Genomic DNA, 12,643 nt, shown 5'->3' with positions numbered 1-12,643 from the left:
CAGGATTGGACACTTCGGGAAATCAATCTAACCCTTGATGAAGGGGAATGGCTTACGATCGTGGGTGGCAACGGTTCCGGAAAATCAACGTTAGTTCGATTGATTAACGGCCTGCTCCAACCTACATTGGGAGAAGTCGCCGTTTACGGAAAGAAAACATGCGACCATCGGAACTTATGGGATATTCGCCAAACTGTGGGTATGGTGTTCCCCAACGCGGAGAATCAAATTGTTGGCATGACCGTGCAGGAGGACACGGCTTTTGGCTTGTATAATATCGGTGTTTCACCGGAAGAAGCAGAATCCCGGTGCCGATCCGTCTTGCAATTGCTTGGACTCTATGAACTGAAAGATCGTCCTCCATATTTTCTATCCGGCGGGGAAAAACAAAAGTTGGCGATTGCCGGAGTTCTGGCCATGGAGCCCAAAGTGATCATTGTTGACGAGTCCACTTCCATGCTCGATACCCAAAGCGCCCGGCAAATTCATGAGATTATGTCCGAACTGCACCGTAACGGATACACGCTTATCCAGGTGACCCATGAGGTCGAAGAGATTTTCACTGCCGATCGTCTTGTTGTGATGCAGAAAGGCAAGATCCGGTTCGATGGAACGCCCCAAGAAGCGGCGGCAAATTCGTGCGTTTTTACGGACTCCGGCCTTCTCCCTCCATTTTCTGTTCGAATGCGTGATCTTGCCAAGCAAAAAGGGCTGAATGTACCTGCTACGAATGAATTTGAATTTGGGGATGAGTGATGGATATTGTTTTAGAGAACGTCAATTGCATGCTTGCCGCCAGAACCCCTTTTAATACAAAAGCCATTGATCGAATCTCGCTGCATGTTCCTGCAGGGCAGTTCGTGGCGATTATGGGGCCGACCGGGAGCGGAAAAACCACATTGGGACAGTTGATAGGAGGCCTGATCCTCCCTCAATCAGGGGTAGTACGGATCGGACCTTACCGAGTCCATAAAAAGTCCGACCGCCTCCGCCTTTGGAAAACAATCGGATTCTTGTTCCAATTCCCCGAGCACCAAGTCATAGAGGATACGGTTTTCAACCATATCGGAGCCAGACTACATCGACTAAGCACGAGGCGGGAATGGGTTGCCGAGCAAGTGAAACAGACGATGGAAGCCGTAGGGTTGTGCTTTTCGCAGTTCAAAGACCGGTCGCCATTTCAAATCAGCGGCGGTGAATTGCGGCGGATCGCACTGGCAGGAGTACTCATTTCGGAGCCGAAAATTCTCATTCTGGACGAACCGACAGCAGGCCTGGATAACTGGGAACGCAGCAGAATGTTATCGTATATAAAGCAAATTCATGATGAGAAAAAAATGACGGTTCTCTACATGACTCATCGGCTTGAAGAGGCCCTCGAATACGCTGATCGGATTCTCGTGTTGGACCATGGTCAATTATACGCGGATTTCCACCCTTGTAACATTCGGGATCACTGGCAGCGGTTGGAGCGAATCGGTTTTGTGAAAACGCCCCTGCTCCGTTTTATAGATTCACTCGAAGAACGGTCCGCCAACAAACTGCTCGAAAGTGTATATAAAGAGGAGCAATTGATATCATTCATCACAACTCTCTCAAGGGAGGAACTGTGACATGCAATGGTTGAAGCTGCTGTCTTTCGGGCCGTCTATGAACACGCGCTCTTTTTTGCAAGACTTGGATCCTCGTTCAAAACTTATCTTTACAGCGACATATTTATCTTTGGTAACCATCTCAAATGATCTAGTCAGCGTGGTTTTCTATGCAATCGTTGGATTGTCGTTGGTTCTCGCCGCCCGATTGCCGCTAGCTTATTTATGGAACGGTCTGCTGGGTTTGCTTCCCCTGCTGCTCACGCTGTTTTGTTTCCACATGCTATTAGGCAGTCTTAAAAATGCAATTCTCCTGCCTTGCAAGCTCATTTTTTTTATCACAACGGCTATAGCGCTCAATGCAACAACCCCTCCGACCAAGCTGGCAGACGGTTTAGAGGCCATCCTACGCCCGCTTACTCTCGTTCGATTTCCAGTTCAGAATTTCGTATTTATGATCTCGGTGGCCTTCCGGTTTATTCCGCTCTTTATCGATGAAACCGACTCCATGTTGAAATCGCAAAAAGTGAAACACGCGTGTTATAAAGGCGAAGGTCTTCGAACCACAACACAATCTCTTCTCCAGCTTCTCGTTGCTCTGTTCGTTGCCGTGCTTCGCCGTGCGAACCAACTGGCTCTCGCGATGGACGCTCGTTGTTACTTACCGGGAAATAAAATCCGGGCACGCCGTTTACAGTATGGTTGGCGCGATTGGATGACGATCCTTTCTGCGCTGGCTCTGCTTCTGATCCATATGCTGTTGAAAGGAGAAGTTTTTGAACGATGAATTCCATGAAAAATTACTGGCTAAAGCCTGTAAGTGCAGAAGCTTCAGAGATTCACACCCGTTATGGAGCGACACAATTTGCCACAAGAAAAATGATTACGGTAGCTTTTCTTGCCTCGTTATCCGCTATTTTTCAATCCATGGGAGGCTTATTGCCAGGGATAGGCTACTTGATTAGTCCCCTCGCCACAGCCCCCATTGTGTTATGTACGATCCTTTCCGTCGGTTCCGGTCTGACCGCCTATTTGCTCGCGATGCTGCTTGTATTTTTTATCCAACCTAGCGAACTGATCGTTTTTCCTTTTACGACAGGATTATTGGGGCTTGGGATTGGCGGTTCGCTGTTATATTTGAAATTACGCTTGCCGGCCGTGATTGCCGGATCGTTTTCTTTGTGGGCGGGAATCCTTTTGTTGCTATACGTTTTTCGATTTCCTGTTCTGGGCCCTGCAGTTTCATCTACAGTTAGCCTAAGTACGATCTCTATCGTCTATGTGTTCTCGCTTTTCTACAGCTGGCTATGGGTAGAAATAAGCAGGTATCTCATTACGAAAATAAGTAAGGGATTACTTGAATAAGACAGGGCAATCTGTTATCAGGGTTCTCGAAAACCTTCTGCCGGACCGAGGGCCGGATTGCCCCCAGCGTGAAAGAATTGCCTACACTCGATTTTTCTGTTTCCCTAAGTCTCTTCTTATCTCTGCAACTAGCTTCTTCTTCTCAACATCAGATATGGCATCAGCAGACAATTTCCTTGCTAAAATCGGTATTATCCAAGGCTCTACATCATCATAAGAAATCCCAGAGAGTCTATAGTATTCGTCTATAAATATGTCAATTAGATCCTCACGAATCGAATCAAACATATCTCTAGTTTCCTCGGGAAAGGAGGACGGCAATACGGCATATCGAATCATTACAATATACTCAGCAATATCTGCTTCAGGATTTCCTATGGTTGCATTCATCCAGTCTAACAAGATTGCTTCTCCGTCATCCTTGACGATTACGTTGCGTGGATTTGGATCACCATGACACAGGCATTGTTTCGTTTCTAGCGATTCTAATAAGGAAATTGCGCTCTCTTTTTCACTGGCACTCAGGTAATTAACACTCAAAATGTTTGATTTTATTATGCTTTTCTGGCAGGGCAATTCCTTACCTTCAGCTAATGCTTGGTGAACGCGAAATAGTAGTTGAGCTGTAAGCTGGACGTCCGCTTGTTTAACTTCGTTGTTATGGCTAACGATAACCTGATTAAAAAAACGCTCCATCATAGTTTTACCTGCAATATGTTCGAATACAATCCCCGGTCTTCCACTCATTTTCGTTAACTCAAAAGGCTGAGGAATAGGGAGTCCACATTCCCAAGCGATGCAATTATTCAAATACTCTCTTCTTAAAGCTTCGAAACTTGTATTCTCTTTGGCTAGTTTTATGATTCTATTATTCCCTACTTCGAAAACCTCAGAGCATCCACCTTCTCCGATTTTTTGTCCTAATGTATATAACATTAAAGGTAACTCCTGTCTTTTAGGTTTTTGTTGTTTCGGCTAACGTTAATGTATTCACGATGTCCAACTATAGGTTGTATCCACCTTTTTTTCGAATATGCAGCTTATTTACTTAAGTCTATCTATAATTTCATTTATTTGATTAATATGCCTTTGTTCATGTAAGTACAGTGATTTAACCCATTCAATTAATAACATATCTTTAAAGACTGGGTGCATAAAATGTCTTCTACTCAGCACTGACTCGTCTTCTACTGTATTTAATAGCTCAAGTAACTTCTGTCTTGAATTGTTTAGTTTCTCAATGATCTCTTCATATTCTAAAAATTCATCCGTTGGTTTAGCGATGTCAGGAGCTTCTAGCTTTTGACTTCTATCAAGCAGAAATTCGACTGATTTATTTTCTATAAACGAATCTTCTTTGCTCTTTAACCCTTTCTTTATAGCTACGACATATAATTCCTCTGTTTTAAAAAGATGTTGACAGACCTGACTAATACTCCAACTGTTTAAGTCTTTCTGTTGGTTTAATTGATCTCCGCTCAACCCAGTAAGAATTCCAAATAATTCGTCTCTGGTCTCTTTTAATTTTTGTTTGATTTCTTGAAGCTCCATAAAAAACTCCCTTTCTTTAATATTTTGCGGATATTTCCTATAAAGTTCTTGTATTCACGAATCCTAACCCCTTAAAGGAGCAGAGCGACAGGCTACCATGCATTTAGGTGGTGCAGGGTTGTCTGCCTGAAATGACTTCTTCCATGTCTCTGGCAGACCAAGGGGTGTAAGCCGCGTTTCGTGAATATGGTGTTATCAGATGTCAATATCTTCTTCGAGTAATTCTACAACGCACTTCATTAGTTCCTTCATTTCACTTCGCTCTTTACATTTCTTATGTATTAAATTTAAATAATATCCCCTTTTTCTTAGCTACGAAGTGCTTAGAAAAAGGGAATGTATTCTGCTTAAAAATGCTTATTATATACATTGATAAGTCGAATATATGTTATCGCTTATAGTCAGGCTGCTCCAGAGTAATAGGATTCGGATTGCTGAGAACCCAATGCACTGCCAGCTCGCACAGTCTCGCAGGCTCATCGCTGCCATTTCCGTTGTGAAGTTCTTTCGCTAATATTCCTGCCTCCTGAAGTGAAGCGGGATTTAATGGTGTACCCAAGCTAAAGTAATGTATCAAACGATTGAGCATTTTACGATATTGATCATCCCAATTCATACCGCCATTATCTAAAATTTCGTATGACACTTTACCAGTAATCCGGATAACCTCACCCTGTACGGTTTTTGCATGTCCTTTTGAAGGAATGAGTAAATTCCAGAGTTCATGATGTTGTGCCTGCCATCCCTTTGTTGATACTGTTATCGAAGAGGCGCCGTCGTGCGTCTTTCGCTTCTCTACTGGAGGAACATCAAATAGCTCATATAGACGTAAAAGTGCCTCATCGGTTTGATTCAAATATTCTTTATTAAAACCTTCTCTGTGAAATTCAAAGTCGTTTCCGATTCGCTTAATAGAGTCTTGCATCTCCGGCGTTACAGTTGTTCCAGCGTTTAGCAAAATATCGGCAACTTCCGCCATATTGACAATGTCCGCGTTCCTGCACATGGCCAAAGCTTTTTCTAATGGAGTCTGTCTCATTTTATTTATTGCGCTGATATTAGCGCCTTTAGCAACCAACGTGTGAACCGCTTTTGGTTTAAATGAACCTGCGGCGGCAAATAACGGTGTCTCGTTCTGATCATCAACGGCTTCCAGATCTGCACCCAAATCAAGCAGCAGCTCCGTATGACTACACCAACTCATGGCATGTTTGTGCAGAGGCGTTGCTCCGTAATTGTCTCTAGCATTGATATCAGCACCCTGTTCTACGAGCCAGCGAACCAATTCATTCGGTACTTGGTAAAAGCTCAAGGCTGTTGATTTACTGTAACCGCCACGGGCATCCAATTCGCATCGGGTAAATACCTCTTGTAATGCGGATAAATCGCCTGCTTCAATGAGTTCATCAAAATTTTTCGGTAAGTTTTTTTTCTTCTTGCCCATATGTGCTTTCTCTCCTGACGTCAGAATTTATATATCTTCTTCTTTTCGATAAAAACCCTATATTTTACCATTTTCCACTTAGATCGAGAGGAATAGCCCAATGCGTCAATATGATGCTAGTGCCTTCTCCAAAAATACTCGTATAAGTCTATCTCGGCATTAACTGAAACAAGTACAAATCATTAATATATTCCCATCAGGATCTTTAAATGTGAAATCCGATAAATCAGGGAATGTTTGAATTTCAGTTACAATCTCTGCTTCCAATTCTTTTACAAACCGATACGCTGCATTGATATCATCTGCACTCAAATTAAATAATGGTTGATTCGACGTCTTCAGTTCGTACATCTCATCAAAACAATGATTATCAAGTGTTAGCCCAGGGCGTCCAGGTCCCATATCGAAAGTATAAATTGGTCCTTGGATTATATCTTTAACTTCGATTCCAAGGAGTTTGCTGTACCAGTCTACAGACTTCTCTAAGTCTCTTACATGAATAAAGATTGTATCTACCCTGCTTGCAATTGGACTTTGCAATATTAATAACCTCCCATGAAAAACATAAATGATTTGTTGGTTTAATAAGTTGCACTAATTTCTGAATAACGTTCCTTTATTTACGACGAGAGCCGGCCTTAGATAGCTCCTATCTTAGGTCGGCTCGATGTCATCCGAGTTATCTTCCATGATTATACATCGGACGATCGAGGGGTGTAAGCCCCCGCAACGCGAATATTATGTTATAGATGTATCTCCTGCCTTCTTGAACTGCTAACATGATGTTTAGAAAGCGTCATAATAAATGTTTTTTATGTATTTTCGATCCCCATAACGGATTTCTTTTGGATAATCTTCGCTGCTGATCTCCAACTTCAGTAAATCATCATGACTCTCTTTTGTTTTACTTTTAATCTCTGCCCCAGAATGAATATTATATAGTATATTCCTTATCTGTTTATCATATTTAATTTCACAACGCACTCCTAATTTCACCATGTTATGCTGATCGGTAAAATCGTTAAACAAATCTATTAATATAAAACTATCCTTATCATTTTTCTTAAAAAAGACAAAAATGTCTCCCTTTCCTGCCCTAAATGGTCCTTCACCATAAGATAAATACTGGTTATACAATTCCATCTTATTAAAACTAATATCTAGTTGTCTCATTATTTCTTCTAAATTGAATACCTCGTCCGTATCATCTATCAAATCAAAAAACGGTAGATAAAAAGAAAACTCAATATATCTCTTCATACTTAATTCCTTTCATTTCCCTCGGCGCTTTTTAAATAAATATAGAGAAGTATGCTTCCAAAGAATGATATTTCAACTGCCCCGGTAAGAATCCTCATCCATCGCGTTTCTTTAAAATCAAATAAGATATGTCCTATACAGTAAACTGCCGATAGCATGATAACCCATTGAAGTAGTGACTTTTTCATTCGCCAGTCGCTCCTTTTTAGTATAAATCTCCACCTTTAGTCGATAAACCGACCTCTAACAATTATTGCAGATTTCCTCTCAGTTGCTGTTAATTAACAGACGGCTGAAACTTTACATAAACGACTAACCATGCAAGACTGTGGCCACCTCCCCTTTGGGTCTTAGACACCTCATGAATTCAATCAAGTAGTTCTTGATTTCCTGTAGAATAGGATTGAAGCCTTTTGACTCTACTGGAACTTAGATATATAAGCAGAATGAAACGGACTAGCTTGATTAGTCCGTTTCTGTTTGTTCATATTATGCCTTCTTGAGTTATAGCAGGGTTTGCTGAATTTGAAGTTTTGGTCAGCAGAAAGATTGCGGTCAAAGTTATCGGAACAATTAATCAGCTTCATAATCAAAAGCGGGATATAGAGAATCACATCCATTATAAAAGTGGTGGCCATCTCAAATCGCTCCAATTTCGATCTTCCGTGCCAGCTCATCTTTTTCAAGATATCTCCACCTCATTTCAATTGGATTTAGGGTCTCATCGATGGCTACCCCCTTCTTCCACTTTTTCATTCCGTGACTGCACAGGAAATTCCATGATCGCTGTTAGACCTCTTTGGTCCACACCACTTGCAAGAATGAGATGGCCGTGATGCGCCTTCGCAATCCTTGCTACCATCGGAAGCCCCAGACCGTGACCTTGCTTGGCAGGGCGTTTACTCCTTGCAGAAAAGTACAATTCGGTAATCTCCGCCAATTGCTCTTGCGGGATTCCTCGCCCATCATCCCTTACGATCATGCGATATTGGGAGCGGTCTTGGGATAGAGAGGTTTCTATTGTAATTTTGCAGCCCTGCGGGTTATGACGCACACTGTTCTGGACAAGATTGCTGATTGCCCGAAGCAGCAATTTCTCGTCCCCATGAACCCGAATAGCTTCATCGGCTAGTTTTAATTCAATGTCATACCGGTCATCCAAACCATGATTCACAAATTCCGTGACAACCTGCCTACCCAGAACCGATAGCCGGATGTACTTCAAGTGCAAAGGCTGCATCTCATATTCAAGCATAGAGACCAGATTCAGATCGCTTACCAGTGAACGCAGCTTCTCGCCTTGGCTCCGGATAATACCGGCCTGATGCCTCTGCTCCTCCGTCAAGTCCGATTGATCCTCCATTTCGCTGGCATAACCGAGTATGAGGGAGAGCGGCGTCCGAATATCATGAGAGATCCCAGCAATCCAGTTGGCGCGTGCTTCATCCCGTGACTGCAGCGCGGCTGTCTTGTTCTGGAGTATTGCTGACGCTGAATTCATGCTCCGGGCCAAATCACCGAATATCCCTTTGGTGTCCAACTGAACCTCTTGCTCTCTAGCTAAATTGTGGACTCCATCCACCAGAGGCCGTATCTTTCTGATGAGCCGCGTGCCAATGGCAATAGATATCAGTAGAGCCAACGCCAAATTACAAAGTAGCAGCAGCACGATCCGCAGGGGCAACGAGCTTATCCATTCTGCAAGGAAGTCCAATTGATACTTCCAGTGGCTTTCCTTGGGATACCCTACGACCATCAGGCCATTCTGATGTTCCGACGTATAAACCGGATAATCCATGAGGTAGTATCGTGAGAACTTGGCTACATCGACTAGATTGTAGGAATCAGGAACATCATGAGGTAAATGATAATCCCAGATTACATGACCATTTTCACCGAGCAGCATAGCCCAAGCATGATTCTGCCGCAGCAGCTCGGTAGCTTGCCCGTCCAGTTGAAAGCTGTCCTTCTGCTTCTCCAAGCCTTGGGCCACTTGCTGAACCATGCCTTCCGGGGACGAATGCTGGTCATTTTCCGTGAACACTAGCGTGCCTAGTAATACGAAATTAAAAAGAAGCAGAAATAACGATAACAATAGGGTTGCGGCGACAAACCGCCGTAATATGCGAATAATCCCCTCCACTAACGTATCTCCTTCACCATCAGCTTATATCCCAGTCCCCTAACGGTGAGTAGATGAATCGGTCTAGAAGGATCCCGCTCGATTTTTTCGCGTAGCCGTCTGATATGGACCATTAAGGTATTTTCGTATCCGTAGCTGTCATCTCCCCAAACGGCTTGACATAAGGCATCGCTCGTGACGATTCGGCCTTGGTTCTCGTACAACTTCACAAGAATCGCATGCTCCTTTGCCGTCAATGACAGTTCCTTTCGGTTCCTGTGCACGACAGCGCTCTCAAGGTCTATCGTCTGTTCCCCCAATCGGAAGACGGGCAGACGCTCTGCCATGGGAGAGGAGTAAACCCGCTTCAGTATTGCCATAAGCCGTAATACCAGCTCCCTCGGCAGGAAAGGTTTAACAATGTAATCATCTGCCCCCAAACCCAGTCCAAGCAATCGATCTTCATCCTCACCTCGCGCGGTGAGAAAAAGAATCGGTATATCTGTCAACTGTTTAATGGAAGAAAGAAGCGAGAATCCGTCGCCATCAGGCAGCATGACATCGAGAATCGCGATTTCCGGTTTACCCTCTCGGCAGATCGACAGAGCCGAAGCACAGTCGCCTGCCATGTAAATACGGTAAAAGCCCTCTTTTCTTAAAAATCGTTCGATCATAATTCTGATTTCCGGTTCATCATCTACAATTAATATTTTTTTGTCTTTTAAATTCTCCATGCCCCATCACCTGAATTTATTATACATGAACAAGTGGATGAGCCGTCTTTTTCAAAATCTATTTAAGGTTAGCGTAAGGTTGTCTAAAGACTGAAGTAAGGTAGATTCTTTATGGTTGAAACGAAGGAGAAATTAAAGACTGGAATGGAGCTGACTTTCTTATGAGTGCACTCGCGATTGTGCAAACGCAAAATCTGTCTAAAACGTATGGGGCAAATAACAGCGTAAATAAAGTGGATTTACGTGTTCAAGAGGGAGAAATCTATGGATTTCTGGGCCCGAACGGTGCAGGGAAAACAACGACGCTAAAAATGCTGCTCGGTCTCATCAAGCCTACGGAAGGGACCATCCATATTTTCGGGGAAAACCTGAGCAAACATCGGCCATCCATTCTGCAGCGTACCGGGTCGCTGATTGAATCTCCCTCTTATTACGGGCATTTGACCGGGCTTGAGAATATGAAGGTTATGCAGCGCCTTCGGAATGTACCCGATAAAAACGTGCACGAGGCCCTTCGTATTGTGCGGCTGGAAAATCAGAAAAACAAAAAAACGGAACAATATTCGCTAGGAATGAAGCAACGGCTGGGCATCGCGATGGCACTGCTTGCATTCCCCAAGTTGCTGATCCTTGATGAGCCGACAAACGGACTTGACCCCGCAGGCATTGGAGAAATTCGGGAGCTCATCAAGTCATTGCCTGAACGCTATGGAATCACTGTATTGCTCTCCAGCCATCTCCTCTCGGAGATCGAACAAATCGCTACCTCCGTAGGCATTATCACTCAAGGGAATCTACTGTATCAGGGGAGTATGGCAAGTTTGAGGCAACAAAACAGAAACGCCATTTATATGAAAACCGGGGATAATGCTAAAGCCGAGCAGCTACTACTCAATCAAGGATACAACCCGACACAAAGTGGCAGCCGGCTTGAGCTCTGCACGCTACAGGATACGGAAGTGGCGGAGATGAACAGGCTGCTTGTTGAACATAAAATCGAAGTCACTCGGATCGAGGAGCAGAAGAAAAGTTTGGAGGATATATTCCTGGAGCTGACAGGAAAGGGGCGGAGCTTGTGATCAAGTTGTTAGGGCTGGAGTATTATAAAATCCGTCGCAAAAAAATAGGGATCATGATGATATTATTTCTTATCATAGAGATGCTGTGGGCTTTTATGTCCATAAGCAGGTCCATTGCGAGCAACCCGGATCACGCCGTTTGGGAATCCGTTTTTTTTAGTATTTCATCCATGAATGGTTTGTTTATGCCCATTATGTCAGCTGTTGTTGTCTCACGTATTTGTGATATGGAACATAAGGGATCGACCTGGAAAATGCTTGCTGCTACCAATGTGGGACGCGGACGGCTCTACGCAGCGAAGTATATATGCACCAATAGTCTGATCCTGTTTGGAATCGGGGTACAGGCCTTATTCATAATCGTGATCGGTCTCACAAAGGATTTCTCCGGTACGCTGCCTAGCGATTTATTATTCCGGTTCGTTGGAGGCACTCTCCTGACGACCCTTGCTGTCACAGCCCTTCAACAGTGGATTTCTTTTGCTATCAAAAATCAGGCTTTTGCGCTGTGTTTGGGCATGCTGGGCGGCTTCATCGGTATGACCGCCGGATTATTTCCGGCTGCTATTCGACATCTTTTTATTTGGTCTTACTATTTGGATCTCAGCCCGGTTACTTATCTATACACCGAGTCTGCGAGCGTCTACATCGTACAGCCTGAAAGTGTTGGAATCGTACTGGGCTCTTTGATTATGACCGTCCTGTTCTATTTCGCGGGGAACTTCCATGTAAGCAGGCAGGAAATCTGAGGAGGAACGTTTATGAAACGAAGTATTTCTGCTGAATGGCTCAAACTGCGTCATTCTCGAATTGGCCTTATCATCGCTGTACTTCCGATTCTAAGTTTGTTGATTGGATGTGCGAATTATTATTTTAACCAGGACGCCCTGCAAAATGGTTGGTACAGCCTGTGGACCCAGGTCGCACTATTCTACGGTGTGTTTTTCCTGCCTATTCTGATTTCCATCTGCTGTTCTTATATTGGTAGACTGGAGCATTTAAACCGAAATTGGAATATGGTTATGACCTCTCCAGTTTCGATTGCCAGCGTGTTTCTTGCCAAATGGATGGTAGTCGGCGTTTTAATCTTGTTCGCGCAAGTACTGTTCATTGGACTTTATTGGCTTGCAGGCACCTTGTTCTCCTTACCCGGGCCTTTCCCTGTAGAGACTATAGGTTGGATGATCCGTGGATGGTATGCGTGTATGTCCATCGTTGCTCTACAATTGGGACTTTCGCTTCGGATCCGCAGCTTTGCCACACCGATCGGCATTAGTTTGTCCGCGGTCTTTATCGGTCTGGGTATGTATGTTGCCAAGTTGGGCCTATTTTTCCCGTACTCATTACTCAACATCGGGATGAGTGTGATGAGTCAAGACAAGTTAACTGACATGCAAAACATTCTGTTTTGGATGATCAATTTGGCTTTCATTATCATTTTTGCATCGATGTCTATTCGCCGGTTGAAGAATAAAGACATTGTCTCATCCTGATTA

General features: G+C 43.8%; 14 protein-coding genes. 7 read left to right on the top strand and 7 right to left on the bottom strand.

Annotation, left to right across the window (positions count from 1 at the left end):
- Positions 1 to 60 precede the first annotated feature (60 nt).
- Genes JNUCC32_RS03265 through JNUCC32_RS03250 form a run of 4 tightly spaced genes read left to right on the top strand, consistent with a single transcriptional unit; the run spans position 61 to position 2,957 of the window.
- Entirely contained in the window at positions 61 to 756 is a 696-nt protein-coding gene (locus tag JNUCC32_RS03265; protein WP_267132952.1) for an ATP-binding cassette domain-containing protein, read from the top strand.
- Positions 756 to 1,613 carry an ATP-binding cassette domain-containing protein gene (locus tag JNUCC32_RS03260; RefSeq protein WP_192571075.1) on the top strand — a complete coding sequence of 286 codons (858 nt, stop codon included), beginning with the start codon at positions 756 to 758 and terminating at the stop codon, positions 1,611 to 1,613. Before JNUCC32_RS03265 ends, JNUCC32_RS03260 begins: the two co-directional genes overlap by 1 nt.
- Position 1,614: 1 nt before the next feature.
- Positions 1,615 to 2,379, top strand: a complete 765-nt coding sequence (locus tag JNUCC32_RS03255; RefSeq protein ID WP_192571074.1) for an energy-coupling factor transporter transmembrane component T family protein — start codon at positions 1,615 to 1,617, stop codon at positions 2,377 to 2,379.
- Positions 2,376 to 2,957, top strand: a complete 582-nt coding sequence (locus tag JNUCC32_RS03250) for a hypothetical protein (RefSeq protein ID WP_192571073.1) — start codon at positions 2,376 to 2,378, stop codon at positions 2,955 to 2,957. Before JNUCC32_RS03255 ends, JNUCC32_RS03250 begins: the two co-directional genes overlap by 4 nt.
- A gap of 81 nt (positions 2,958 to 3,038) precedes the next feature.
- On the opposite strand, the gene JNUCC32_RS03245 is transcribed toward JNUCC32_RS03250, so the two are convergent.
- The 7 genes from JNUCC32_RS03245 to JNUCC32_RS03215 all read right to left on the bottom strand — a co-directional run bounded on the left by JNUCC32_RS03245 (position 3,039) and on the right by JNUCC32_RS03215 (position 10,068).
- Entirely contained in the window at positions 3,039 to 3,893 is an 855-nt protein-coding gene (locus tag JNUCC32_RS03245) for a phosphotransferase family protein (RefSeq protein ID WP_192571072.1), read from the bottom strand.
- Positions 3,894 to 4,001: 108 nt separating this feature from the next.
- Positions 4,002 to 4,508, bottom strand: a complete 507-nt coding sequence (locus tag JNUCC32_RS03240) for a DinB family protein (protein ID WP_192571071.1) — start codon at positions 4,506 to 4,508, stop codon at positions 4,002 to 4,004.
- A 388-nt stretch (positions 4,509 to 4,896) separates the two neighbouring features.
- Complete coding sequence (locus JNUCC32_RS03235) at positions 4,897 to 5,952, bottom strand: ankyrin repeat domain-containing protein (RefSeq protein ID WP_192571070.1); 1,056 nt, start codon at positions 5,950 to 5,952, stop codon at positions 4,897 to 4,899.
- Between the two features lie 159 nt (positions 5,953 to 6,111).
- Positions 6,112 to 6,492, bottom strand: coding sequence for a VOC family protein (locus JNUCC32_RS03230; protein WP_192571069.1), 381 nt, complete (start codon positions 6,490 to 6,492; stop codon positions 6,112 to 6,114).
- A gap of 246 nt (positions 6,493 to 6,738) precedes the next feature.
- Positions 6,739 to 7,212: a hypothetical protein gene (locus tag JNUCC32_RS03225; RefSeq protein WP_192571068.1), complete on the bottom strand. Its 474-nt coding sequence runs from the start codon at positions 7,210 to 7,212 to the stop codon at positions 6,739 to 6,741.
- 721 nt (positions 7,213 to 7,933) lie between these two features.
- On the bottom strand, positions 7,934 to 9,355 hold the full coding sequence (locus JNUCC32_RS03220) for a sensor histidine kinase (RefSeq protein WP_192571067.1): 1,422 nt from the start codon (positions 9,353 to 9,355) through the stop codon (positions 7,934 to 7,936).
- Positions 9,355 to 10,068 carry a response regulator transcription factor gene (locus JNUCC32_RS03215; RefSeq protein ID WP_192571066.1) on the bottom strand — a complete coding sequence of 238 codons (714 nt, stop codon included), beginning with the start codon at positions 10,066 to 10,068 and terminating at the stop codon, positions 9,355 to 9,357. Before JNUCC32_RS03215 ends, JNUCC32_RS03220 begins: the two co-directional genes overlap by 1 nt.
- A gap of 161 nt (positions 10,069 to 10,229) precedes the next feature.
- On the opposite strand from JNUCC32_RS03215, the gene JNUCC32_RS03210 reads away from it, so the two are divergent.
- Genes JNUCC32_RS03210 through JNUCC32_RS03200 form a run of 3 tightly spaced genes read left to right on the top strand, consistent with a single transcriptional unit; the run spans position 10,230 to position 12,640 of the window.
- Complete coding sequence (locus tag JNUCC32_RS03210; protein ID WP_192571065.1) at positions 10,230 to 11,147, top strand: ABC transporter ATP-binding protein; 918 nt, start codon at positions 10,230 to 10,232, stop codon at positions 11,145 to 11,147.
- Positions 11,144 to 11,896 carry an ABC transporter permease gene (locus tag JNUCC32_RS03205; RefSeq protein ID WP_192571064.1) on the top strand — a complete coding sequence of 251 codons (753 nt, stop codon included), beginning with the start codon at positions 11,144 to 11,146 and terminating at the stop codon, positions 11,894 to 11,896. The genes JNUCC32_RS03210 and JNUCC32_RS03205 overlap by 4 nt, the downstream gene beginning before the upstream one ends.
- A 12-nt stretch (positions 11,897 to 11,908) precedes the next feature.
- A complete protein-coding gene (locus JNUCC32_RS03200; RefSeq protein WP_192571063.1) occupies positions 11,909 to 12,640 on the top strand; it encodes an ABC transporter permease in 732 nt (243 codons plus the stop codon).
- Positions 12,641 to 12,643: the final 3 nt, after the last annotated feature.

Origin of the sequence: Paenibacillus sp. JNUCC32 (assembly GCF_014863545.1) — a bacterium.
Lineage (GTDB): Bacteria > Bacillota > Bacilli > Paenibacillales > Paenibacillaceae > Paenibacillus_AQ > Paenibacillus_AQ lautus_A.
This window is presented reverse-complemented; position numbering and strand designations above follow the sequence as displayed.